Origin of the sequence: Mesorhizobium sp. M7D.F.Ca.US.004.01.2.1 (assembly GCF_003997785.1) — a bacterium.
In the GTDB taxonomy this organism is placed as follows: domain Bacteria; phylum Pseudomonadota; class Alphaproteobacteria; order Rhizobiales; family Rhizobiaceae; genus Mesorhizobium; species Mesorhizobium loti.
On sequence record NZ_RZRQ01000001.1, the window covers coordinates 1 to 24077 of the forward strand.

Genomic DNA, 24077 nt, shown 5'->3' on the forward strand with positions numbered 1-24077 from the left:
ACGCAGCGGTGTGAGACGGGCATTCTTGTGGATGTTCATTCGGACCCTCCGATGGATGCTGAAGCGTGGTAACTCCAGTCTCCTCGGTCCGGTCCGAATGGACAACCTCTCGAAAGCTCACACCTAGTGCCGGCAGTGGCACCGCTGTTGTCCGTCGACAGGTCCCGCGCTTGCTCGGTGCGACCAACAACCTTAAGCGCTAGGGCGTAACCTGACCCTGCAAGATCTCCTCACCGACTATAAGGTGCGCCTCACGATCTGAGACGATGGGACAGGATGGCTAAGGAGGTGCGCCGTCTTGCATGCCCCGCCAGCGAGGCGAACCCTCTCGGCTACGCGCGCCACCAGCGACGCTCCATATCGTCAGGCCTGCGTCTCATGCTCAGATGAGCCGGTATTTGGCTCTCTCATCAGCAAACCGAGAGAGCCCATGCCAAGACGGAAGCAAGCAAGACGAACGAGCGTCAGAGATATCCTGCGCCTGACCCATAAACAGGGCAGTCCGGTGGGCCAAGGTGGCAGAGCAACTGAGGTTCGGCAAGACTTCGGCTTCCACCTATCTGCGGGCGCTGGAGACGGGCTGTCGTGCAGGCCCTGCATGCGGCTTTGAGGACGATGCGATGTTGAAACACCGTCTGTTGCGCCGAATCGGCCGTCGGCCAAACGTTGGGTCGTCATCAGGTTCTCGACAGCTTCCCGGTGTCAAATCCAAACCGTGGTCGGCGATCCCCACCAGGGTGGGAAGGCAGCGCTGATATAGCCGAACGTCGATCAAGTCACGATCAACGATTGCCTCATGTCACATGCCCTGCGGGACTGAAAAACGGAGAAGAACATGTGCGATGCAAAACTGAAGACCGTGCTTTCGCTTTTTTCGCCGGTGGCCAGCAAATTAGATGCTCTCTCGTCCAACGGACCAGCGACGGATGCAAACTGCGTTAAGCTAAATACGAACGAGAACCCGTTTCCGTTGCCGAAGAGCGTAATGCAAAGTGCAATTGCTGCGATCGAACACCAGTATCTTTATCCGGAAGACGACAATCTCAGCTTAAGGGCAGCTGCCTCCGATGCTTACGGATTTTCCAAAGATCAGGTGATTGCCGGCAACGGTTCGTCGGAGCTGCTCGGACTCATCTACAGAGCTTTCCTCGCCCCAGGAGATAGAGTGGCAATGCTGTCGCCCGGATTTTCGTTCAACCGTAAACTTGCCATGTTGCAGGGTGCCGAGTTTCTCGAAATCGCATCGAGCGAAGCTCATCCCCTGCCGATAGAAAAACTGCTGTCCGGCCCCGCAAAAGACGCGAAGTTCATTCTGTTGGCTAATCCGAACAATCCGACCGGAACATTCGTGCCGGTGGCCGAAATCGAACGCCTTGTGGAGCAAGCAGATCGCTTGGTCGTCTTGGATGAGGCCTACGTTGACTTCGCACCCGACAATGCCCTGCGCCTCGTCAATAGACATCCGAATCTTTTGATCTTGAGGACTTTTTCAAAGAGCTATGCTGCCGCTGGCGTGCGAGTCGGCTTCGGTTTCGGTCACCCAGAAATCATTGGCAGGCTGCGCAACATCCAGAATGTCTTCAACATGAACGTGATCGGGCAGGCGGTCGGGAAAAGCATTCTTGCGCATCGCCACGCCTACGAAGAGAACCACAGGCACATCAAGCATGAACGACAGCGAGTGACCCTGGCGCTGTTGCAACTTGGCTTTTCCGTAACACCCTCCCACGCAAACTTTTTGCTGGCCCGTGTGCCGGCGGGACAGGAGGGCTCATGCTGGCAAGCCGCGTTGAAAGAGCAGGCGATCCTCATCGCCAGCTTTCCTGACGTAGATTTGAAGAACTGTATTCGCGTCAGCATTGGCACCACAGAGCAGATGGACAAATTCCTTGCTGCCGCCGAACGCGTCTGTATGAACTTTAAGAAGGATCGCGGTGCTCACAAGCATGAAGTCGATTCACATTAAGCATCAAGTAATGATATGTCGTGAGCTATGATGATTAGCGAATAAATATAGGTAATTTGGAGAACAATTAATTGAAGAAAATTTCCGCTTCGGGCCTGACCTTCGGCATCTTCGATCATCTGGACGAAAACGGCGATGACATCGCACAACAATATGCAGATCGGCTGAGCCTAGCAGAAGCGTGCGATGGCTATGGCTTTTATGCGTATCATCTCGCCGAGCACCACTGTACGCCGCATGGCAGAGGTCCATCACCGAATTTGTTCTTAGCGAGCGTCGCCCAGCGAACCCGCAGTCTTCGTGTTGGTCCCATGGTAATGCTACTTGCGCTCTATCATCCGCTGCGTGCCTTCGAGGAGATCTGCATGCTTGATCAGTTGAGCGGCGGCAGGCTTGAACTCGGCATAGGGCGCGGCTCTGCTCCCACTGAATTGGGATACTTCGGGGTTGCTGTAGAAGCAGCACCAGAACAGTATGCGGAGGCCAGTGAGATTCTCATCAATGCGATGAAAGGCGGGACGCTTTCTTATCAGGGCCGCCACTTTGAGTTGAAAGATGTTCCGCTGACGTTGAGACCTCACCAATATCCCCGTCCGCCGACATGGATCGCCACCAATCGACCCGAGCCGGCTAGCTGGGCCGCTGCGAATGGGGCAAACATCGCCTGCGTCGGACCTTCCACTTCTGTTCGCAGCGTTACCGACGCGTTCCGCGCCGCCCGAATTCACGATGCTGACATTGGCCAGCAAGCGCCATTTCTTGGATTGCTCCGAATGGTGGTGATAGGGCGTTCTGAAACAGATGCGTATTTGCTCGCAGCACCTGCCTATGAACGATGGCTCAATAGCTTCAAATTTCTATACGAACTAAATGCCATTTCCACTCCACCAAACTTGCCTTTGAACTTCGATGCAGCAATTGAAAGTGAATTGTGCGTCGTGGGAACGGCAGATTCTGTCCGAAAAGCTCTCCTTGATCAGCTGGAAGAGGCAGGTGCTAATTATCTTCTGTGTCAACTGGCATTTGGGGATTTGCCGCTGGATGCCTCACTATACACCGCATCGGCCATTGGATCCGAAATCATGGCTCGAGTTGCCGCATCGTGAATCCGTCGTGTGATTGGAGGAGCAGCGGCAGCGCTGCTCCTCATTGCGAAACGGTTGTGGGGGCCGGACTCCTGTGTCAGGTGTAAACCATTGGAGCACGTCCTATCTGATCCAGGTCATATCCTGCGGCTTTGAAGTAGTTGGCACATTCGGCTGGGGTGAAGAGGTCGACGACCGCGCCGAGGCGTCCTGACCTTGCCCCTCTGATCTAATCCGGTTTGAAGTTCGTTCTGGCCCATCCAGAGGACCAGGACATGAAACGCAGCCGCTTCTCTGAAGAGCAGATCATCGGAATTTTGAAGAAACACGAGGCCGGGGTATCGGTTGGCGATCTGTGCCGCAAGCACGGGGTCAGCGACGCCTCGATCTACAATTGGAAGGCCCGCTTCGGCGGGATGGATGTCACCGAGGCTCGGCGACCTGAAGGCGCTGGAGGACGAGAACACGCGCCTGAAGCGGCTTTTGGCCGACGCCATGCTCGACAATGCCGCGTTGAAGGACCTTGTGGGAAAGAAATGGTGACGCCCGCCGCCAAGCGGAAAGCTGTCGCTCGCCTGAAGGAAGGCTTCGGGATGAGCGAACGGCGGGCGTGTAAAGCCATCGGCTGTTGCCGCATGACGGTTCGCTACCAGACCAGCAGGCCGGACGACCGCGAGGTTCGCGAGCGGATGAAGGCCGATCGCGCAGGAGCGTCGCCGGTTCGGCTACCGGCGTCTTCTCGTGATGCTGAGGCGGGAGGGCCTGGTCGTGAACCACAAGAAGCTGTTCCGGCTCTATCGGGAGGAGAAGCTCGCCGTCGCCGCCGTGGCGGCCGCAAGCGGGCGATCGGGACCAGGGCGCCGATGCTGGTGCCGCTGAGGCCCGACGAGCGCTGGTCGCTCGACTTCGTATCGGACCAGCTCACCGACGGGCGCCGCTTCCGCATCCTGGCCGTCGTCGACGACTGCACGAGAGAGTGCCTCGCACTCATCGTTGATACGTCTCTCTCGGGCATGCGGGTTGCCCGCGAATTGGACGGCTCATCACCGAGCGGGGCCGGCCCAGGATGATCGTCAGCGACAATGGCAGCGAGTTCACCTCGAACGCCATCCTCTCCTGGGCGGATCAGAACCGCGTCGAATGGCATTACATTGCGCCCGGCAAGCCGATGCAGAATGGCTTCATCGAGAGCTTCAACGGCCGACTGCGCGATGAACTGCTCAACGAGACGCTGTTCACCTCGCTGGCTCAGGCGCGCGTAGCCATCGCCCTGTGGCACGCCGACTACAACACCGCGCGGCCGCACTCCCCCCTGGCAGACCCCGGCCAAGTTCGCCAGCACCTTCAATCCGCGACGGTCGCTCGCGCTGCGCTATGCCAAAGGCTCCGCGCCAGCGCCCGTCGCTTCACCCGCCCAGCAGGGCACAACCCACGCCGGAAACGAACTCAAAACTGCTGGGGCAACGTCAGTCCCATAGAGCCTTGATGGTTATCTCGGCCTTTGCTCGCAGCAGCGCCTTAGGTTGGGCGAAGGCGTTCTCAATCGGATTGAAGTCGGGACTGTAGGGCGGCAGTTAGAGCAGGCTCGCCTGCGGCCTCAATCGCGCCGCGCAGGGTTCTCCAGGCGGATGTCGCCAATGTCAAATTTGCTGGCATCCATGTCGCCCTCGCCAACCGCACAAGCGAAGGCCAGAAAGCCAACATGTGTTCTGCGGCTTAATTAAGAGTCAGCCGATGTCGGCCGAACATCACCTTGTCTCGAAGTCGACGATCGGACAGCAGGTTGCGAAAGTTGGCGCGATGCGAAACAAACTGCTGAAGCGCTCAACTTTTATTGATCACGCGTGTTGGACGCGACGCACTCCCGTTCCAATCGGGCTGAGCGCAAATTCTCCCGGTTCACAAAACTGAGTCGCTGGAGTAGTGGGGGCGCAGAGAAATCTCCGGTCGCAGCCTTACCCGGTCAAAACAAGGATACCAATGATGAAGACTCTCGCCGTCTGCTCTGGCGGATTGGACTCCGTTTCCCTTGCTCACATGGTGGCAGCGGAGCACGAACTCACCGGCCTTCTATCTTTCGACTATGGCCAACGGCACAGGAAGGAATTGGGCTTCGCCGCTCTTTGCGCGCAGCGACTGAAGGTCCCGCACCAGATCATCGACATCGGCGAAATTGGCCGTGGCCTTTCCGGCTCAGCGCTGACTAGCAGTATCGACGTGCCGGACGGCCACTACGCCGAAGACACGATGAAGATTACGGTGGTGCCGAACCGCAATGCCATCATGTTGGCAATCGCCTTCGGTCTCGCCGCCGCCCACAGCGCCGAAGCGGTGGCGGCGGCCGTGCATGGTGGGGACCATTTCATCTATCCCGATTGCCGTCCGGCCTTCATTGAAGCTTTCCAGACAATGCAAGACCGCGCGCTCGACGGCTATGCGCAGATACGCCTCTATGCACCGTATGTGAATCTCGGAAAAGCTGACATTGTTGCGGATGGCGCAAGATACGGCACCCCGTTTGCTGAGACCTGGTCCTGTTACAAGGGCGGCGTGCGTCACTGCGGACGATGCGGGACCTGCGTCGAGCGGCGCGAAGCGTTCCATCTCGCCGGGCACGCTGATCCCACCGACTACGAGGACGCCGATTTCTGGCTTGAGGCGCTGCGCAGGAGGCGCGCGTAATGTTCCACATCAGCAAGGAATTCCACTTCTCGGCCTCGCATCAGCTCACCTCCTTGCCTCCCAACCATCAATGCGCGCGCCTGCACGGGCATAACTATGTCGTCGTAGTGGAGCTGTCGGCCAAGGAACTGGACGCCCACGGCTTCGTGCGCGACTATCACGATCTGGCGCCGCTCAAACGCTACATTGACGAGAGCTTCGACCATCGGCACCTCAACGACGTGCTGGGACATGAGAAGGTCACGGCGGAATGCCTGGCCAGACATTTCTATGAATGGTGCAAGGCACGTCTGCCGCAGACCGCGGCCGTGCGCGTTAGCGAAACACCGAAAACTTGGGCGGAATACCGTCCGTGACCGACATGCATCCCGCAATCCGTGTGAGCGAGATATTCGGGCCGACTATCCAGGGCGAGGGCGTGCTCATCGGCTTGCCGACGGTGTTCATCAGAACCGGCGGATGTGATTATCGCTGTTCATGGTGCGACAGCCTTCACGCGGTGGACAATCAGTATCGCCATGAATGGCTACCGATGCCGATCGATGCCGTGTGGCAAACCGTCCATGCGCTTTCCGGCGGCAGGCCGGTTATGGTCTCCTTGTCAGGCGGCAACCCGGCCATTCAGCCGTTCGGTCCCCTCATAGAACGAGGCCATCGCGAGGGCTATCGTTTTGCACTGGAAACGCAGGGTTCCGTGGTGAGGGAGTGGTTTGCGGATCTTGACGTGCTGACCCTTAGCCCAAAGCCGCCGTCCAGCGAGATGACGACCCGTTGGGCTGCGTTTGATGCATGCCTCGAAGCGGCGCAAGAGAAGCCGCAAATCGTGCTCAAGCTCGTCGTTTTCGACGAGAGTGACTATGCCTACGCCAAAGAAGTCGCGGCGAGATATCCGCACCTTCCGATCTATCTGCAACCCGGCAATCACACGCCGCCGCTCCCTGGCAGTGAAGACGCCTCTGTCGACTTGGACGGAATAATGATGCGAATGGAATGGCTTGTCGAAAGGGTGACTAGCGACAGGTGGTTCGAAGCCCGCGTGTTGCCGCAGCTGCACGTTCTGCTTTGGGGTAACAAGAGGGCGGTCTAGTCTGTGGCTTGCGTCGCACCGGAAGGCCGGGCTCCAACGGCTTGGCAGGCTCTCTTCGCGTGCCGAGTACAGCCGAGCTTTGTTCGCGTCAGCGGTCTCGCGATTGTGCGGCTGGAAACCGCCCGGACACCCCGCTGCCGGCGTGTGTCACCTTGACTCCGATGAGCTGTCGTCACGCAAAGTTGAAATCCGCAAGAACTGGCCTTCTCGCCCCACCTGCTCCGTCGCAAGCACGTCATCCCCTCATCCTTGTCCAGCTCTTATCGATGTATCTCATTGTCCGGCCTGACGCACGACTGTCAGCATGGGAATGCATCCATTGCGCAAATGCCTTCCATAAAGAAGATCGATTTCCTCATTGGCCCAACGTGAAATATAGCAACGTTTTCGTGGCGTGGGTCGGCTGCGTCGGGAGTAGCGATGAAAACGTATTGGGGTCGCCTGCGTCTCCTTGGGCAGCGAGTGTAAAGTATAGCGATGCGGCCTCCGGCGCGAACGGCAGCCGCGCAGTGATCACCTTCGCCTGTGCCTTTGCGGCGGGGGTCAAGCGCTGGTCTGCTAAAATTTTTTATCGTTTAGCTGGTTGAAACTGCCCCCGTTGCGGGCTGCAGAAGCCGGCCAGCCGAGAAACGGCAGCCGCACTTATGAAAGCACGCCAAGGCGTGCGGGCATCTATCAGTTGCAAAGGACAATACTGGCCGCGCCGATTGGCCATCACGCGTCCATTAGGGCAGCCACCAACATCAGTTCGCAAGAGGAGCAAAAGTAATATGTATCGTCGTCACCTGATCAAAGGGTTGGTTGCGCTCGGCGCATGCCGGATTTGCGTTCAAGCCGCCCAAGCGACCAGTGCCCATTGGGGGTACACCGGTCCGGTCGGACCGGAGCACTGGGCTGATCTGGATAAGGAAAATTTCGTATGCTCTGCCGGCACGCAGCAATCGCCGATCAATATCAACAGCGCGGTCAAGGCGGATATCCCGCATATCGCCATCGGCTGGCACAAGGGCGGCGGCAATATGGTGAACAACGGCCACACCATTCAAATCAATATGCCACAAGGCAGCACGCTGACCCGCGGCGATCGTGTCTACGAACTGGTACAGTTCCATTTCCATGCGCCAAGCGAACATCACGTGGCGGGCAAGAGCTTCCCGATGGAGGTGCATTTCGTTCACAAGGACACGCAAAGTGGTACTCTGGGCGTGCTGGGCGTCTTTTTAACGCCCGGCGCGACAAATGCCAGCTTTGCTGCCCTTGCTGCGGCCTTTCCCGAACTGCCGAATGGGGAGGTGACGATCGACGAGGTGAATCCCAACTGGCTTCTGCCAGCCTCGCTTGGCTATTGGACTTATGAGGGCTCACTGACGACGCCGCCGTGCACCGAAAACGTCGAGTGGATGGTGGCGATGGAACCGGTTGACGTTGATCCGGCAGACATCCAGCGATTTGCCTCACTCTACCCGTCGAACGCGCGCCCTATTCATTCACCCAATCGACGCTTCATCCTGCGCCAGAGTTGAGCGCCGCCCCAGCGGTTCCGCACGGTCCAACATTCTTGGCACAAGTTGGCGCGAAGCCTCCTCTTCCGGTCTGGCGGTCTGACGGCGCTCCCCAAGCTGGCTAGTCTAAATGATAGGGATTCGGTGCCGACACCACTCGTCCCAAATACGTCGCGGCGAGGTTTGTCTGCAACCCGGCAATCACACGCCGCCCCGCCGTGGTAATGAAGACGTCTCTGTCGAGTCCGACGGAATATGATGCGCATGGAACCGCTGGTAGAAAAGGTGACCAGCGACAGGTGGTTCGAAGCCCGCGTCTTGCCGCAGCTGCACGTTCTACTCTGGGGTAACAAGAGGGTAGTGTATACCTTCTCCTAGCTTCGCCGCCAACTACTCGGTTTTCCGAATTGCTCTCTATATTCTTGAAGACGATGCGTTCGTTAAAGACATGTGCTGCGCACCTGGTGTAAAAGCTGCTCTCATCATGCAGAGGTCAAGCCAGTCGGGCTCATCCGAGGCTATGGCCGTGAGCACTGTTCAGTTCGGCAGAGAGGGCGCTTTTGTACACACTTTGCGATCGTGGCGGCCCCGTGGGCAGATCTGCAAGCTGCCGCGACACTAACCTCTCGAAGCCCGCCCGCCCGCCTTTCGTGCAGCTTCCTCTGAACAAAACCACCGCTCGCCCTTCAATAGGTTGATGCGTGTCTCCCAGTAAGATTCCTGTCCAAGAACGTGATAATCTTCTTGCCAGTGTTGTAGCTGATGTTGCCCTTGATGCCGCAGCCTACCGCGGCGGGACCAAACTCAATGGCAAGCAGGCCGGCTAGGATCGTGCAGCCAGTCGCGAGCCTCGCCCACAACGGGGTCTCACGCGCATGAGGGCGCCGACCATGGGTTCGGCGGTTCATACGCGTATAACACGTATCTTTCTGAAAAAATCAATGCTCTCGGCTAAGCTACTGAATTATTTGGCTTCCATATAGCGCGTCGGCGGAACCAACTTGTAGACGGGCTATGAAAGGTTAAGCGCGGATGTCTATCGGCCGCCGGCGTTCCCGCTCTGTAAGCCTGCCTGAACTACCCGCGCCGCGGTCAAGCCCCAGGCTCCTGCTCATCCAGCGACCGCCCGATCAATGGCAGGCTGGAAAGACAAGAGCCGATGTCTTCCGATGGTCTCGCCATCAGCTTTGGGCTAACTTCCCCATTCTCCCGCTTCGAGCTCGACACACGGCGGTTTGGATGGCGCACGACAATCTGTGTCGGCTTTGTCGTGTCCGTGACAGACGCCTGAAAGGCCCGTTCGCGCGTTTTGCCGCCGTCTAAGCGGCTGGAATTTAATGACAAAGTTTCTTCTGGGATCGGCCGATCACGCTGGTACGCTTTTTGCGATGCTTGGTGTGAGGCGGCACGAGCTGCCTATCGGCACTTGTGTCGCGGGCAGTCGCGATAATTAGAACGAAGGAAGGAAAGCTATTATGTCAGGTCTGCGTCAGATCGCCTTTTACGGAAAAGGCGGCATCGGCAAGTCCACCACGTCCCAAAATACGCTCGCTGCCCTTGTCGACCTCGGGCAGAGAATCCTCATCGTAGGATGCGACCCCAAAGCCGATTCCACACGCTTGATCCTGAATTCGAAAGCTCAGGATACCGTCCTGGATCTCGCCGCACAGGAAGGCTCGGTGGAAGACCTCGAACTCCAGGACGTGCTCAAGGTGGGCTACAGAGGCATCAAGTGCGTGGAGTCCGGCGGCCCCGAGCCGGGTGTCGGTTGCGCCGGCCGCGGCGTCATCACCTCGATCAATTTCCTCGAGGAGAATGGCGCTTATGACGATGTCGATTATGTCTCCTATGACGTCCTCGGCGACGTGGTATGCGGCGGCTTCGCCATGCCGATCCGCGAAGGCAAGGCCCAGGAGATCTATATCGTCATGTCCGGCGAGATGATGGCGCTCTATGCCGCCAACAACATCGCCAAGGGCATCCTCAAATATGCCCATTCGGGCGGTGTGCGGCTGGGCGGGCTGATCTGCAATGAACGTCAAACCGACCGCGAACTCGATCTGGCCGAAGCACTGGCTGGCCGATTGAATTCCAAGCTCATCCACTTCGTGCCCCGCGACAACATCGTCCAACATGCCGAACTCAGGAAGATGTCGGTGATCCAGTACGCGCCGGACTCAAAGCAGGCAGGGGAATACCGCGCTCTGGCCGAGAAGATCCACGCCAATTCGGGCCAGGGTACGATCCCGACGCCGATCACCATGGAGGAGCTGGAGGAGATGCTGCTCGACTTCGGCATCATGAAGACCGACGAGCAGATGCTTGCCGAGCTTCACTCCAAGGAAGCGGCGAAGGCGGCGGCCCAGTAGTGACATTAGCGCTGCCATGAATCGGCGCGCCTTGCAGAGAACGGCGCCTATTCTTTGAGGCGTCACCCAACCTTGAAAGGGGGACTCATGAGCCGGGAATACGAGAATGACGGTGCTCTTCATGCGAAGCTTATCGAAGAGGTGCTGTCGCATTATCCCGACAAGGCGGCGAAGCGCCGCAAGAAGCACCTCAACGTCGCAAAGAGCGGCAACGAGGCTGGCGGGGAAAGCGAGGTCCTTTCCGAATGCGACGTCAAATCGAACATCAAGTCCATTCCCGGGGTGATGACGATTCGCGGCTGTGCATATGCTGGTTCGAAAGGCGTGGTGTGGGGGCCAGTCAAGGATATGGTCCATATCTCGCACGGCCCGGTCGGCTGCGGCCAATATTCTTGGTCGCAGCGCCGCAACTACTACGTCGGTACAACGGGCGTCGACACGTTCGGGACAATGCAGTTCACCTCCGATTTCCAGGAGAAGGACATCGTCTTCGGCGGCGACAAGAAGCTGGAACAGATCATTGACGAGATTGAAGTCTTGTTTCCGCTCAACAACGGCATCACCGTGCAGTCCGAATGCCCTATCGGCCTGATTGGCGATGACACCGAGGCCGTTTCTCGCAAAAAGACCAAGGAGTATGACAAGACGATCGTGCCGGTACGCTGCGAGGGCTTCCGCGGCGTCTCGCAGTCGCTTGGCCACCACATCGCCAATGATGCAATCCGGGATTGGGTCTTCGACAAAAAGGATGTCAAGTTCGAGGCCGGCCCCTACGACGTCAACGTCATCGGCGACTACAATATCGGCGGCGATGCCTGGGCCTCGCGCATACTGCTTGAGGAGATAGGGCTGCGCGTGGTTGGCAACTGGTCGGGTGACGCCACACTCGCAGAGATCGAGCGCGCCCCGAAGGCTAAGCTCAATCTTATCCACTGCTACCGGTCGATGAATTACATCTGTCGGCATATGGAGGAAAAGTATGGCGTCGCCTGGATGGAGTACAATTTCTTCGGTCCCTCCCAGATCGAAGCCTCTCTGCGCAACATAGCCAAGCATTTTGGGCCGGAAATCGAGGAGAAGACCGAAAAGGTCATTGCCAAGTACAGGCCGCTTGTTGATGCGGTCATCGCCAAGTACCTGTCGCGCCTGGAAGGAAATACCGTGATGCTCTATGTCGGCGGCCTGCGCCCCCGCCACGTCGTCACGGCCTACGAGGACCTCGGCATGGTCATCGTGGGCACCGGCTATGAATTCGCCCACAGCGACGACTATCAGCGCACCGGCCACTACGTGAAGAACGGCACGCTGATCTACGATGACGTGACCGGCTATGAGTTGGAGAAATTCATCGAAGGGATTCGCCCAAATCTGGTCGGCTCGGGAATCAAAGAAAAATACCCGGTGCAGAAGATGGGCATACCGTTCCGCCAGATGCATTCCTGGGATTATTCAGGCCCGTATCACGGCTACGACGGCTTTGCCATTTTCGCACGTGATGTGGATCTCGCCATTAACAACCCGGTCTGGGACCTATTCCACGCGCCTTGGAAAAGAAGCCGGGGCGATGAGCGGGCGATGGCTGCCGAATAAACATTTGCTTCAGCCCCAGTCTCCCACTGAGACGGTGAACTCCCGCGGCCTCTGATCCGCCGGAGCCTGGAACGTCTTGACGTCCTGAGCTGCCGTCCCGCGCAGCCAGATGCAAAAGAGGTAATCATCATGCCGCAGTCGGCTGAAAAAATTCTCGATCACGCTCCCCTGTTCCGCGAGCCGGAATACAGAAAGATGCTCGCTGAGAAGAAGCTAAACTTCGAATGTCCGCACCCCGATGAAATCGTTTCCGATCAGCGCGATTTCACCCAGACGTGGGAATACCGCGAAAAGAACCTCGCCCGCAAAGCGCTTGTCGTGAACCCGGCCAAGGCCTGCCAGCCGCTGGGTGCGGTATTCGCTGCCGCCGGCTTCGAGCGAACCATGTCCTTCGTCCACGGCAGCCAAGGTTGCGTCGCCTATTACCGCTCGCACCTGTCGCGCCATTTCAAGGAGCCTGCCGCGGCGGTCTCCTCCTCAATGACCGAGGATGCGGCGGTGTTTGGCGGCCTGAAGAACATGGTCGACGGGCTCGCCAACACCTACCAGCTCTACGACCCCAAGATGATTGCCGTGTCGACGACCTGTATGGCAGAGGTCATTGGCGACGACCTGCACAGCTTCATCCAGAACGCCAAGGACGAAGATTCAGTCCCGCGCGACTTCGACGTGCCCTTTGCCCACACCCCGGCCTTCGTTGGCAGTCATGTCGACGGCTATGACAACATGGTCAAAGGCATTTTGGAGCACTTCTGGAAAGGTCAGGAGCGTACGCAAATCGAAGGAACCATCAACATCATTCCGGGCTTCGACGGCTTCTGCGTCGGCAACAACCGGGAGCTCAAGCGCCTGCTCGATGTAATGGGCGTGTCCTATACATTGATCCAGGATGCCTCTGACCAGTTCGATACGCCTTCGGACGGTGAATACCGCATGTATGACGGGGGCACGAAGATCAACGAGGTGAAGAAGGCCCTCAACGCCGAGGCAACGCTTTCGCTGCAGCATCACAACACCCGAAAGACACTGGGCTATTGCGAGGAGGTCGGGCAGGCGACGGCCTCGTTCCACTATCCGCTCGGCGTTCAGGCGACGGACGAATTCCTGATGGAGGTCGCGGCGATTTCCGGCAAGGAGATTCCCGAGGCAATTCGCCTCGAGCGCGGCCGACTGGTAGACGCCATGGCGGACAGCCAATCCTGGCTGCATGGTAAGAAATACGCCATCTACGGTGATCCCGACTTCGTTCACGCAATGGCCCGCTTTGTCATGGAGACCGGCGGCGAGCCAACCCATTGCCTCGCCACCAATGGCACCTCGGCATGGGAAGCCGATTTGAAGAAGCTGCTAGCATCCTCGCCTTTCGGCAAGGCTGCCCAGGTTTGGGCGGGCAAGGACCTGTGGGCGCTGCGCTCGCTGCTCTTTACCGAGCCGGTGGACCTTTTGATCGGCAATTCCTACGGCAAGTACCTGGAGCGCGACACCGGAACGCCGCTGATCCGGCTGATGTTTCCGATCTTCGATCGGCACCATCATCACCGCTTTGCGCTCTTTGGCTACCAGGGCGCGTTGCGCGTGCTGACGACGATCCTCGACAAGATCTTCGACAAACTCGATCGCGAGACGAGCGAGACGGGTGTGACGGATTATTCCTATGACCTCACGCGCTAAGAGCCGTGGCCGGCTTTTCGCCGAGGCCATTCCTTGCCCAATGGACTGGGGAGGCTGAGCGATGTCCTCCCTCAGCGCCAAAATCAAGGACGCCTTCGATGAGCCCGCCTGCGATAAGAACCGTGGCAAAGATGCCAAGGCGCGCAAGGAGGGCTGCTCGAAGTCGCTGACACCAGGGGCGGCAGCCGGCGGCTGCGCCTTTGACGGAGCCAAGATCGTCCTGCAGCCGATCACCGACGTTGCGCATCTGGTCCATGCGCCGCTCGCCTGCGAGGGCAATTCTTGGGACAACCGTGGTGCGGTTTCGTCAGGGCCGACCTTGTGGCGGACAAGCTTCACGACCGACCTCACCGAACTCGACCTGGTGATGGGGCAGGGCGAGCGGAAACTCTTCAAGGCGATCCGCGAGATCAAGCACACATACGCGCCGCCGGCGATCTTCGTCTACTCAACTTGCGTAACGGCGCTGATCGGTGACGACATCGAGGCCGTGTGCAAACGCGCCACGGAAAAGTTCGGTTTGGCCGTGGTGCCGATCAATGCGCCTGGCCTGGCAGGCTCCAAGAACCTCGGCAACAAGCTCGCCGCCGAGGCGTTGCTCGATCATGTCATCGGCACGGTCGAACCCGACGACCCCGGGCCCTACGACATCAACATCCTTGGCGAATTCAACCTCTCGGGCGAATTCTGGCTTGTAAAGCCGCTCCTCGATCGGCTCGGCATCCGGGTGCGCGCCTGCATTCCCGGCGATGCGCGTTACCGCGACATTGCTTCCGCGCACCGCGCCCGGGCGGCAATGATCGTGTGCTCGACCGCGCTGATCAGTCTTGCCCGCAAGATGGAGGAGCGCTGGGACATCCCGTTCTTCGAGGGCTCCTTCTATGGCATCTCCGACACATCGCAAGCTCTTCGCAACCTTGTCAGGCTGCTGGTGAGGAAGGGCGCCGATCCGGAGATCCTCGAGCGCACGGAGACGCTGATCGCGCAGCAGGAGGCGATCGCGTGGAAGAAACTCGAATCCTACCGGCAAAGGCTCCAAGGCAAGCGCGTGCTGCTCAACACAGGCGGTGTGAAGTCCTGGTCGGTTGTCCGTGCGCTGATGGAGATCGGAATCGAGATCGTCGGCACCTCGGTCAAGAAATCTACGGTGCAGGACAAGGAGCGCATCAAACAAGTTCTCAAGCACGACAAGCATATGTTCGAATACATGGCTGCGCGCGAGCTGTACGCCATGCTCTCTGAACACAGGGCCGATATCATGCTGTCGGGCGGTCGCACGCAATTCATTGCGCTCAAGGCCAAGACGCCCTGGCTCGATATCAACCAGGAGCGCCAGCACCCTTATGCCGGCTATGCCGGCATGGTGGAACTCGTACGCCAGATCGACCTCGCCATTCACAATCCGGTCTGGTCTCAGGTGCGCCAGCCGGCCCCGTGGGATTGCCAGCCTGATCTAAAAGACGAACTGCCATGCACGAAGAAGGAGTCCGGGCACCTGTTCGATGAATTCGCCGGCGCGACGGCACACGAGTTCAGCGAGTGTTGAGGCGACCGATGGCCCGCATCCTTCCCCAGACCAAATCCGCGGCGGTGAACCCGCTGAAGTCGTCGCAGCCGCTGGGTGCCGCCTTTGCCTTTCTTGGGGTCGACGGCGCGATGCCGCTGTTCCACGGCAGCCAGGGATGCACAAGCTTCGCGCTCGTGCTCTTCGTACGGCACTTCAAAGAAACGATTCCATTGCAGACAACAGCGATGGATGAGGTGGCGACCATCCTCGGCGCTGCCGACCATCTTGAAGAAGCCATCCTCAACCTCAAGAACCGCACGAAGCCAAAGCTGATCGGGGTGTGCACGACCGCGCTGGTGGAGACGCGTGGCGAAGATTGCGCGAGTGATATTGCGAACATCAAGCTGAAGCACACGCAAGAGCTTGCGGGTACGGAGGTCGTGCTGGCCAACACGCCGGATTTTGACGGCGCGATCGAAGAGGGCTGGGCCAAGGCAGTCACCGCAATGATCAAAGGGATTACAGGCTCGGGCGAACGTGCGCGGCAGCCGAAGAAGATCGCGATCCTGCCCGGATGCAACCTCACTGTCGCCGACATCGAGCATATGCGTGACATGGTTGAAAGCTTTGGGCTCAAGCCGGTTATTCTGCCCGACATTTCAGGCTCGCTCGACGGTACGGTTCCTGACCGCTGGGTAGCGACCACATACGGCGGCACCAGCGTCGAAGACATTCGCGAGTTGGGCACGGCCATGCAATGCATCGCCATCGGTGAGCACATGCGCCGCCCGGCGAAAGCGCTGCACGGGTTGACCGGCGTGCCTTACGTGTTGTTCCAGTCACTGACTGGGCTGCAGGACACGGACCGCTTCGTGTCGCTGCTGTCTGCGATTTCGGGCGCGGCGGTACCGGCCCGCGTGCGCCGGCGCCGGGCGCAATTGCAGGACGCGATGCTCGACGGACATTTCCATTTCGGCGGCAAGAAAATTGCCATCGCTGCCGAACCAGACCAGCTGTTCCAACTTGCGACCTTCTTTGCTGGCCTCGGCTCCGAGATAGCCGCGGCCGTCACAACGACCGACAGGTCTAAAATTCTCGAGAAAGTCCCGGCGGTTTCGGTTCAGATCGGCGATCTCGGCGATCTGGAAAGTCTTGCCGTCGGTGCTGACCTGCTTGTCACGCATTCGCACGGGCGCCAAGCATCGGAGCGGCTCCGAATTCCGCTCATGCGCATCGGGTTCCCGGTCTTCGATCGACTAGGCAGCCAGCACAAGCTCGCAATTCTCTATCAGGGCACCCGCGACATGATCTTCGAGGTCGCCAGCATCTTCCAGGCCAACCAACACGCGCCCACTCCTGAGGCGCTTGATCCACTCCGTAATCGAGAAATATCACGATGAACGCTGTTCGCCGCCTCTCGCTGGTCAGTAGTGAGGTTTTCGCCCCGATGCCTGAACGACGTAAGGGCGCATTGCGCGTTGCGATCGCCACTCAGGACATGCAGGACCTCAACGCCCATTTCGGGTCGGCCAGGCGCTTTGCTGTCTACGACGTGACGCGCGAGGAATGGAATCTCGTAGAAGCCGTGGCCTTCGATGACGTGTCCGATGAAAGCGGGGAGCATCGGGCCGAGCGCGATGATCGCATCACGCCAAAGGTGGATGCGCTCAAGGGCTGTCAGATCCTGTTTTGTCTGGCAATTGGCGGCCCTTCGGCAGCCAAGCTTGTCGCGGCAAAAATCCACCCGATCAAAGTGGCGGAGCCCCAATCGATCCCACAGGTGCTCTTGCGCACGCAGATGATGCTCAGGACGTGTCCTCCGCCTTGGCTGCGCAAGGTGCTGGCGCGAGCGGGCATTGCCGAAAAGAAACCGTCCTTCGAGGACGAGGACTGAAAAGAGGAGGACGCCAATGCCTGACCCCGCAATCCCCCCAGCTGTCGCCGAAGACGAGGCGGCTCTTTGCACCCCGTTCGTCAAATGCCTCGTGCGGCTGATCCGTTCTCAGGATTCCTATGGCTCGTGGGAACGCAAAGCGGACGCTGAGCTGCTGGGCGACTTCATCATTACCAAGGAACAGCGCCGAGGGATCCCAATCATCGGAGATCCCGATCCCGACGTGCTGTGGAGGCTCGACAAGTACTACGCCGCCATCGGGCTTGCGATCGAGGAGCGCTGCGGCCTTATGGCATCGCCGATGATCCAGGTGAGCCATGAGGGTTTTGGTCGGGTGCTTTTCACGACCGGACGGCTGGTCGTTTTGTCCAAAACGCTGCGCGATGTCCACCGGTTTGGCTTCGAGACGCTCCTGAAGCTCGCCACGGCCGGTACGAAGCTGGTCGACGATGCGATTTCAGTCATCGAAACCTTTCCCCACGTGGCGCTGGCATGATGGGCGCGATTTTCGAGAAAGGCCATCATGACGGACCCGAGAAACTATGTTGGCCAGTCCCCTCGATCCAGGGACTCGAGGCCGACCAGGTTGTTGGGGTATCGCCGATGAAGAAGCCGCTGGTCCTGATCTGCTCGCAAGATGCCGAGTTCTATCTGCTCTACAGCCACATACTGGAGGTTGACGGTTTCAGCAGTGAGACGGCAGACGGCGCGAAGGCTGCGCTGGCCTTGGCCGAACAACGGGAGCTTCAGGCCGTAGTGCTGGATTGCGACCCAGCCAGCATAAACGGGTCCGCAATTTGCGCCCACCTCAAGCGGGAACCGCGCACCACCGACCTGCCTATCATCGCCCTGATCGCGCCTGGCGCCGAGCACCAGCACCTCGATCTCTTGAAGGCAGGCGTTGAGAGCTTTGTGCGGCCGGTGGCTCCGGCCAAGCTGCTCGACTGCCTGCGGGCGAGGCTCGGGCTGACCAAGCGTGGTCCGAACGGGGTTGAAAACGACAGTTGGATTTGTTGTGGAGGCCTGGAGATGAAGCTCGATGCCCATCGGGTTCGCGGTAATGGCCACGACATCCATCTCGGACGGATCGATTTCAACGTGCTGCGGCTTATGATTGAGGCCCCCGGCAAGGTCTTCAGCCGGGACGAGCTTATCGGGGCGGCCTGGCTGCCCAACATTCATGTCGGTGCACGCACCGTCGATGTCCATATCAGCCGAATCAGGAGGGCGCTGAAAACGGCCTTGCCCGGCAGCGTCATTCGCACCGTCAGGTCGGCCGGCTACTCGCTCGAGAAGCCGGACGACTGAAATCGGTGATCGAACGTGGTGCCGCTCTCTCTTCCTCCTGAGAGCGGTGTTGCCGCTTTGAGGCGCTCCTAACGAAGACCAGGAGAAGCAGGCAAATGGAATTTAAAAGCATATTCAGTGTGACGGGTGCTGATCATTCTGATGAGGACCTCACAACAGCTGCCGGACTGTGTGCCGAGGTCGGCGCGCACCTATCGGTACTCATTATACCGCCTCCATTGCTCTTGATGTCGTCTCCGCCCCCCGAATGGAATACAGGACGTGCACAGGCAATTGCAGTACCGAACTATCGATTTCAGCAAATCGAGAAATTTTCACAGGACGTGACCAGAATGGAAAGACGGTCCGCGGATATCCTCAAAAGGCTGAAAGCTATGTCGCTTTCCTGTGACGTTGACACCGACTATTGCGATCCGGCTAGCCTCGGTGAAGTGGCACGACAGCGGGCGCTCTGCGCTGACCTGACGATCGTTGGAGGAGACCTCCTCAACGATGAGACTCTCGGACCTCCTGTTGTCAACGGCTGCTTGTTCGATAGCGGAAAGCCGGTGCTCATCGTGCCGAAGGGCGTTAAGGCGACGCTGTCGCCTCGACGCGTGCTGGTCGGCTGGGATTCGCGTGTAGAGGCCTCGCGTGCGGTTCGGGAAGCTCTTAGTATCCTATCCGCTGCCAAGGAAGTCTGTGTCGCTATGGTCGATCCAAAGGCGCAAAACAACGGGAAAGGCGCGCAGTCTGGAGCTGACATCGCTGCCTATCTTACTCGGCACGGTGCTCGGGTCTCCGTTGACCTGCTTAAGAGCGCCGGCAAATCGGCGGGCACAGTGCTGACCCAGCACGCGAACGACATCTGTGCTGACATGATGGTTATGGGTGCTTATGGCAGCCGTGGGCTGCGTGAGCGGATTTTCGGCGGTCCGCCGAGCTGGAGCTTTGGGAAGACCACATTGCCGCTGTTTTTGGCTCGCTGATCAGCTCCGTAGGAACACCGATCAGGTCGTAGGACCGCCAACCAGTCCGAAGTCGTCGTCGGTTACCGGTCGGATTGCGGAGACATGGCTGGATCCGCGAACATCTTGCGACGCTTGTCAGAGCCAAACCGGACGCCTCGACTGCTTCACGACGCTCTCGTGAACCAACTCGTGCGAGATCGTCCGCAACGGGCAGTAAAGACGAACGGCTGCAGCAGACCGCAGCCAAGCCACAGGGCGGGTGTACCAGGAGACCCCGCCTCGTGCGCGAACCCTGTTGGAAGGCCCCTTATCAGTACCCGGACGCGCGTCAAATCGGCGGCTGTCCCTGTCAGCCTGCGGTGTGCAAGGGCCGCTGCCGCGGAGCTTCCCCTGCCCGATCGTCGGGCGTGCGACAATGTCGGATTCCAGACGAGCTGGAACTGCGCGAACTCGTTGGTTTGACAGGTCTTTATCCGGCACGCCGCATGCATGGGAGTCTCCGAAAGCATTAAGAGCCGTTATCCATGGTTACGCCCCTCGAAAGAAAGAGCCGCTTCCGTCGTGGCAGGGAAACAGCCACTCCTGGGGTGGAGGCCGGCGCTAGAAGCCGCCGTAAGATCCGGAAGAGCCGCGCGACAGCATCACACACTTTCCTTCTGCTCTTGGGTTCGGATCACGCCGCGCCGCTGTCGATGCCGCCGACATTGAGCCCAAGACCTGGAAGGCGGCACACGCTTTTGCTGTCCTCTCAGTCGGGACCGCGGCTCAAGCATGCCTGTGAGGTTCGCATTGCTCAATGCCCGGCAATCGACGTCAACATGCCGCTGAGTTGGAAAACACTCCTAGAGGAGTAAGGATAAGTGGACCTCTTTTGTATTGGTGTGGGTGCTGGACCATCTAATTTGAGCCTTGCGTGTCAGATACAGGAAGAGATTGCGCAAGGGGCACTGTTCCTGGACCGGGAGGTCGATTTCCGAGGACATCCAGGCAGCGCTTTCGATTGCGCGGAGCTCCAGGTCGGCCACTTCCAGGATCTGGTTACTCTGGTCAATCCGCGATCAGCCTACACATTCGTAAACTACCTCCACGAGAACGGGCGTCTTTACAATTTCCTCAATGCGCAATTTCACGGGGTGCTTAGAGCCGAGTTCGCCCAATATCTCAACTGGGCGTTCCAGAAGAATCCGCTTGTCCGTGGCGGCGAGGCCGTTCGCGAAATCCGCTTTGACGGCGAGTTTCGCGTGCGGACGGACAACGCGGTCCTTGATGCAAGAAACCTCGTCATCGACATAGGCAAGCAGGCGCAAATTCCGCCTCAGTTTCATGGCTGGACTGGACCCAACCTGTTCCACTCATCTGAGTTGGCCCACATCAATCCTGAGGTGCAAAAAAAGCATGTCTGCGTTGTTGGCGGCGGACAGTCGGGAGCCGAGCTGCTACTGCACCTTGTCGGCCGGCCGAAAGAACGGCGGCCCGCGGCGATCACATGGGTCTTGACGCGCGAGATGCCTTTCGACGACCACGCGTTCACAAACGGGCTGTTCACGCCATGCTTCTCGGATCGTTTTGCTGCGATGAGCGAGGTGCATCGACAGCTGTTCCTGCGGCGTTTCGCGCTTGCCTCCGAGGGCATTTCAGAAAGCAAGTTGCGCGCGGTCTATCAGGCGCTCTACCACCACGCCTTTCTCGAGCCACACCAATGCGAGATCACATTGCGGCCAAGTTGCAACGTGTCGCGCTGCATCAATGCCGGAGCAGGGCACAGGCTCACGCTGCAACGCGGCTTGGACAACATCGGAGAAGTAACCGCCGATATCGTCATCCTGGCCACCGGGTACGAGAAACCGCTGCCGGGTTTCCTAGAACCGATCGCAGATCGCCTCGAACAGATCGGCAATGAGCTCGCCATCGGCGAGGATTTTTCGGTGTACTGGGACGGACCGCGAGACCGACGCCTTTTCGTTCAGAACGCCTGCCTTGGACAGCGCGGGCTGGCTGATCCGAACTTTGGGCTGCTGGCCTGGCGAGCGCGCCGCATCCTTGACAGCCTTCTGCGGCGCGCGCCATGCGCCAATCCCGAGCATCTAGGGTTCATCAACCGTCCCTTGACGGAGTGCTGGCCCGACCTCGGAGTCGAACAAATGGGCAGCGGGATATGATTCGTCGATATTGATGATCGGCGGTGGCATTCAGGAAAGATTTCCGCCTCTGGCGGCAAAAGCGGGACGAGCAATATTCCTACGGCGTCAGATCGCTCTGCTCGCGCTTGAGCAAGGTAGCGTCGCGCGACTCCTGCTTGGCGTGAAACAGCAAAGGGCATTCAATCACGATGCAGCTTTACGTGCTGTCGGGCTCAACGCCACGTGGATCGAGCCCAACGCCGCCGTTGGCAACCGCGACGCGAATTATGACGCCGGGCCACATGCGGCGGTGGCTGCAAGGGTACCGAGCCTCTCCCGCACTTTCGACCCCATCGCCGAAGTGCGACTACTCCAGGACGCCGAAGCCGGTCTTATCGCCAGCGGGCCAGCCAAACTCTCACCTTCCTAAACGGCAGCCGCTAAGGTGAGCCGTCGAAAGCCGACATTCAGGTTAACGTCAGCTGGCCGTGTTAGGGCTCGCTTATTCAAGGCGGTACCGGCGCTTGCCGAAGCTAAGAAGGGTTGGCATGCCCTTTGCCGTGCTTGATGTGCGGCAACACGGTGAGAGCTCCGCTGAAGCAAGCGAGAGGGAGCAATGCCCTCGAGACCGTGTCCGATTTTGACTGGAAAATATTCCGCGACAAAAGAGACGAAAGGTGTGGAATGACTTTGGACACCAAGATGGAACTGCGTATGGGGTCCCCGGCTCCTGCGCTGAAAGTGGAGAACTGGCTGCGTGGCGAGCCCCTCACGAGCCTTCGGCCCGGCAAGGTCTACCTCGTTGAATTTTGGGCGACTTGGTGCCGACCATGTGTCCACGCCATGCCCCATTTGATCGAACTGCAGGAGAAATATAAAGACAGCGGATTTGAGATTATCGGAGTCGCAGCTTGCGAAAAGGCTGCAACCGCGGACGAAGCGCGGACCAACGTGGATGCCTGGCTGACCGAGAAGTTCCCGAATCTGAATTATCGGACAGCGTTCGATTGCACTGGCGAAATGAAAAAGCTCTGGCTGGAACCCAGCTCTTCGTTCGGGATTCCCACCTCGTTCGTGGTCGACCGCGACGGCCACATCGCTTATATCGGCCACCCGGCACCTCTCGATGACGTTTTGCCGAAAGTCCTTAACGGCAGCTGGCGCAGCAGCTATGAAGCGAAAGCCGTCGATGCAAAGCGAATCTCGCGTGTGCGCGAATCGTCGCTGAGTCAGCCGATATACGCCAAACTTGGGCCGGCGATGCAGGACGAGGATTGGGCAGCGGCACTATTGGCCATCGAAGAAGGCCTCGCCGTGATGCCAGACTCTTTTGATTTTCGGCGGGTTCATGCGGATATTCTGCTTCACAAGCTGCGCGACATCAAAACCGGCTTGCCGCTTATGCGCGAATTGGTCGAGGACGCGATCAACAAAAAGTTCGAAGCGATGTCTTGGGTGGTGATGGCGCTGAACCAACTCTTCCATCCCACGATCGACAACTCCCATCTTCCGCATGATGATCGCTTTGCGATGGGCAAGGAGCTCTCCGAACAGATCCTGGAACTTAATCCTCCGCAAGGCGATGGAGACTTTAAATTCGGGTGTTACTTTCCGGTCGCTCAGTATTATTACGAGAGCGGCAACAAGGACCGGGCGATCGAGTTGATCGAGGTGGCAATCAAATCGCTGGACCATTCGGAGCCAGTGCCGGACCAAACCAAACAGCGCTACCTCACCTCGTTGCTCCAAGCCCTGGCCAACTACACGGGTGAGCCTGCCTGTCACGCGGGTCTCTGTGTGGCTCCGCAAAACAAGACTTCCGAAACTCAAAACGCTGTCACTTCCTGAGCAAGGATCGCGAAGGGCATGACAATTGGAATTGAACACCGGCAAATCCGCCCGCCCAGGCGCACTTCGCAGCAATAACGTCGATGCCGCAAAAGTGCGCGGCTTGCGGCAGGTGGAATTTCCATTGCGTTTACCTCGGGTCGAACCGCGGCGCAGGCGTTCGCGCCGCGGTGAAAGGTCTCGCATTGGTGGACGTGCTCGAGGTCGGCCACGGGACACTGTTGCGTGGGATCGGCTCGCCCAAGCCATTCCCCGCCCACGCAAGCGCCCGAACCACACATCGCAGAAAAAGAGATCGTCCTTCAAGAGGAGTACTGAAATTGGGGAAAAGCGAAATTCCTCATGAACCGGTTGGCCCTGCTGTCCACGGGGACGACGAGGCCCTTGCTTCCCCGTTCGTCAAATGCCTCCTGCGGCTCATTCGTACTCAGGATTCCTTCGGCTTATGGGAAGGCCATTCGGATGCCGAGCTGCTGGCCGAGTTCATCATCACCAAGC

The 24077-nt window shown here is 58.8% G+C and carries 18 protein-coding genes and 3 pseudogenes; 20 read left to right on the forward strand and 1 reads right to left on the reverse strand.

Going from position 1 to position 24077, the window contains the following annotated elements; translation table 11 throughout:
- Positions 1 to 835: 835 nt before the first annotated feature.
- From hisC to EN993_RS00015, 3 genes and pseudogenes are all read left to right on the forward strand, one after another.
- The gene (gene hisC / locus EN993_RS00005) at positions 836 to 1966 is read left to right on the forward strand and encodes a histidinol-phosphate transaminase (RefSeq protein ID WP_063169376.1); all 1131 of its coding nucleotides are present in this window, start codon (positions 836 to 838) and stop codon (positions 1964 to 1966) included.
- 71 nt (positions 1967 to 2037) lie between these two features.
- Positions 2038 to 3072, forward strand: a complete 1035-nt coding sequence (locus EN993_RS00010; RefSeq protein ID WP_063169375.1) for an LLM class flavin-dependent oxidoreductase — start codon at positions 2038 to 2040, stop codon at positions 3070 to 3072.
- A gap of 254 nt (positions 3073 to 3326) precedes the next feature.
- Positions 3327 to 4529: pseudogene (locus tag EN993_RS00015) on the forward strand (IS3 family transposase).
- Here EN993_RS00015 and EN993_RS00020 read toward each other — a convergent pair.
- Positions 4524 to 4665: pseudogene (locus EN993_RS00020) on the reverse strand (transposase); the annotation flags it as partial. The pseudogenes EN993_RS00015 and EN993_RS00020 overlap by 6 nt on opposite strands.
- A gap of 369 nt (positions 4666 to 5034) precedes the next feature.
- Between EN993_RS00020 and queC the strand changes: the two are divergent.
- The 17 genes and pseudogenes from queC to EN993_RS00110 all read left to right on the forward strand — a co-directional run bounded on the left by queC (position 5035) and on the right by EN993_RS00110 (position 23579).
- Positions 5035 to 5733, forward strand: coding sequence for a 7-cyano-7-deazaguanine synthase QueC (queC, locus tag EN993_RS00025; RefSeq protein WP_063170389.1), 699 nt, complete (start codon positions 5035 to 5037; stop codon positions 5731 to 5733).
- Positions 5733 to 6089 (forward strand): 6-carboxytetrahydropterin synthase QueD, encoded by a 357-nt coding sequence (gene queD / locus EN993_RS00030; protein ID WP_063169374.1) that lies wholly within the window; start codon positions 5733 to 5735, stop codon positions 6087 to 6089. Before queC ends, queD begins: the two co-directional genes overlap by 1 nt.
- Before the next feature lie 5 nt (positions 6090 to 6094).
- Complete coding sequence (gene queE / locus EN993_RS00035; protein WP_164548811.1) at positions 6095 to 6820, forward strand: 7-carboxy-7-deazaguanine synthase QueE; 726 nt, start codon at positions 6095 to 6097, stop codon at positions 6818 to 6820.
- A 770-nt stretch (positions 6821 to 7590) separates the two neighbouring features.
- The gene (locus EN993_RS00040) at positions 7591 to 8343 is read left to right on the forward strand and encodes a carbonic anhydrase (RefSeq protein WP_063169372.1); all 753 of its coding nucleotides are present in this window, start codon (positions 7591 to 7593) and stop codon (positions 8341 to 8343) included.
- Between the two features lie 160 nt (positions 8344 to 8503).
- Positions 8504 to 8700, forward strand: a pseudogene (locus EN993_RS37545) (7-carboxy-7-deazaguanine synthase QueE); the annotation flags it as partial.
- A 1097-nt stretch (positions 8701 to 9797) separates the two neighbouring features.
- Positions 9798 to 10691 (forward strand): nitrogenase iron protein, encoded by an 894-nt coding sequence (nifH, locus tag EN993_RS00055; protein ID WP_024505261.1) that lies wholly within the window; start codon positions 9798 to 9800, stop codon positions 10689 to 10691.
- Positions 10692 to 10778: 87 nt separating this feature from the next.
- On the forward strand, positions 10779 to 12281 hold the full coding sequence (gene nifD / locus EN993_RS00060) for a nitrogenase molybdenum-iron protein alpha chain (protein WP_024505262.1): 1503 nt from the start codon (positions 10779 to 10781) through the stop codon (positions 12279 to 12281).
- Between the two features lie 129 nt (positions 12282 to 12410).
- Complete coding sequence (gene nifK, locus EN993_RS00065; RefSeq protein ID WP_024505263.1) at positions 12411 to 13952, forward strand: nitrogenase molybdenum-iron protein subunit beta; 1542 nt, start codon at positions 12411 to 12413, stop codon at positions 13950 to 13952.
- Between the two features lie 61 nt (positions 13953 to 14013).
- Positions 14014 to 15498 carry a nitrogenase iron-molybdenum cofactor biosynthesis protein NifE gene (gene nifE / locus EN993_RS00070; RefSeq protein ID WP_024505264.1) on the forward strand — a complete coding sequence of 495 codons (1485 nt, stop codon included), beginning with the start codon at positions 14014 to 14016 and terminating at the stop codon, positions 15496 to 15498.
- Positions 15499 to 15506: 8 nt separating this feature from the next.
- Positions 15507 to 16859, forward strand: a complete 1353-nt coding sequence (gene nifN, locus EN993_RS00075) for a nitrogenase iron-molybdenum cofactor biosynthesis protein NifN (protein ID WP_024505265.1) — start codon at positions 15507 to 15509, stop codon at positions 16857 to 16859.
- Positions 16856 to 17353, forward strand: a complete 498-nt coding sequence (gene nifX / locus EN993_RS00080; protein WP_063169371.1) for a nitrogen fixation protein NifX — start codon at positions 16856 to 16858, stop codon at positions 17351 to 17353. Before nifN ends, nifX begins: the two co-directional genes overlap by 4 nt.
- A 16-nt stretch (positions 17354 to 17369) precedes the next feature.
- On the forward strand, positions 17370 to 17849 hold the full coding sequence (locus EN993_RS00085; protein ID WP_024505267.1) for a NifX-associated nitrogen fixation protein: 480 nt from the start codon (positions 17370 to 17372) through the stop codon (positions 17847 to 17849).
- A complete protein-coding gene (locus EN993_RS00090) occupies positions 17846 to 18661 on the forward strand; it encodes a response regulator transcription factor (RefSeq protein WP_063169370.1) in 816 nt (271 codons plus the stop codon). Before EN993_RS00085 ends, EN993_RS00090 begins: the two co-directional genes overlap by 4 nt.
- 95 nt (positions 18662 to 18756) lie before the next feature.
- On the forward strand, positions 18757 to 19629 hold the full coding sequence (locus EN993_RS00095) for a universal stress protein (RefSeq protein WP_063169369.1): 873 nt from the start codon (positions 18757 to 18759) through the stop codon (positions 19627 to 19629).
- An 842-nt stretch (positions 19630 to 20471) separates the two neighbouring features.
- A complete protein-coding gene (locus EN993_RS00100; RefSeq protein ID WP_063169368.1) occupies positions 20472 to 21770 on the forward strand; it encodes a SidA/IucD/PvdA family monooxygenase in 1299 nt (432 codons plus the stop codon).
- Between the two features lie 13 nt (positions 21771 to 21783).
- A complete protein-coding gene (locus EN993_RS00105; RefSeq protein ID WP_024505270.1) occupies positions 21784 to 22161 on the forward strand; it encodes a hypothetical protein in 378 nt (125 codons plus the stop codon).
- Between the two features lie 272 nt (positions 22162 to 22433).
- The gene (locus EN993_RS00110; protein ID WP_063170388.1) at positions 22434 to 23579 is read left to right on the forward strand and encodes a TlpA disulfide reductase family protein; all 1146 of its coding nucleotides are present in this window, start codon (positions 22434 to 22436) and stop codon (positions 23577 to 23579) included.
- Positions 23580 to 24077: the final 498 nt, after the last annotated feature.

Excerpts from the sequence above, each read along its gene's own strand:
- nifK (WP_024505263.1), top strand. The coding sequence starts at position 12,411 with ATGCCGCAGTCGGCTGAAAAAATTCTCGATCACGCTCCCCTGTTCCGC.
- hisC (WP_063169376.1), top strand. The coding sequence starts at position 836 with ATGTGCGATGCAAAACTGAAGACCGTGCTTTCGCTTTTTTCGCCGGTG.
- nifX (WP_063169371.1), top strand. The coding sequence starts at position 16,856 with ATGAACGCTGTTCGCCGCCTCTCGCTGGTCAGTAGTGAGGTTTTCGCC.
- EN993_RS00085 (WP_024505267.1), top strand. The coding sequence starts at position 17,370 with ATGCCTGACCCCGCAATCCCCCCAGCTGTCGCCGAAGACGAGGCGGCT.
- EN993_RS00105 (WP_024505270.1), top strand. The coding sequence starts at position 21,784 with ATGATCGGCGGTGGCATTCAGGAAAGATTTCCGCCTCTGGCGGCAAAA.
- nifN (WP_024505265.1), top strand. The coding sequence starts at position 15,507 with ATGGCCCGCATCCTTCCCCAGACCAAATCCGCGGCGGTGAACCCGCTG.
- EN993_RS00110 (WP_063170388.1), top strand. The coding sequence starts at position 22,434 with ATGGAACTGCGTATGGGGTCCCCGGCTCCTGCGCTGAAAGTGGAGAAC.
- nifD (WP_024505262.1), top strand. The coding sequence starts at position 10,779 with ATGAGCCGGGAATACGAGAATGACGGTGCTCTTCATGCGAAGCTTATC.
- queE (WP_164548811.1), top strand. The coding sequence starts at position 6,095 with ATGCATCCCGCAATCCGTGTGAGCGAGATATTCGGGCCGACTATCCAG.
- EN993_RS00095 (WP_063169369.1), top strand. The coding sequence starts at position 18,757 with ATGGAATTTAAAAGCATATTCAGTGTGACGGGTGCTGATCATTCTGAT.
- queC (WP_063170389.1), top strand. The coding sequence starts at position 5,035 with ATGAAGACTCTCGCCGTCTGCTCTGGCGGATTGGACTCCGTTTCCCTT.
- nifE (WP_024505264.1), top strand. The coding sequence starts at position 14,014 with ATGTCCTCCCTCAGCGCCAAAATCAAGGACGCCTTCGATGAGCCCGCC.
- EN993_RS00040 (WP_063169372.1), top strand. The coding sequence starts at position 7,591 with ATGTATCGTCGTCACCTGATCAAAGGGTTGGTTGCGCTCGGCGCATGC.
- EN993_RS00090 (WP_063169370.1), top strand. The coding sequence starts at position 17,846 with ATGATGGGCGCGATTTTCGAGAAAGGCCATCATGACGGACCCGAGAAA.
- nifH (WP_024505261.1), top strand. The coding sequence starts at position 9,798 with ATGTCAGGTCTGCGTCAGATCGCCTTTTACGGAAAAGGCGGCATCGGC.
- queD (WP_063169374.1), top strand. The coding sequence starts at position 5,733 with ATGTTCCACATCAGCAAGGAATTCCACTTCTCGGCCTCGCATCAGCTC.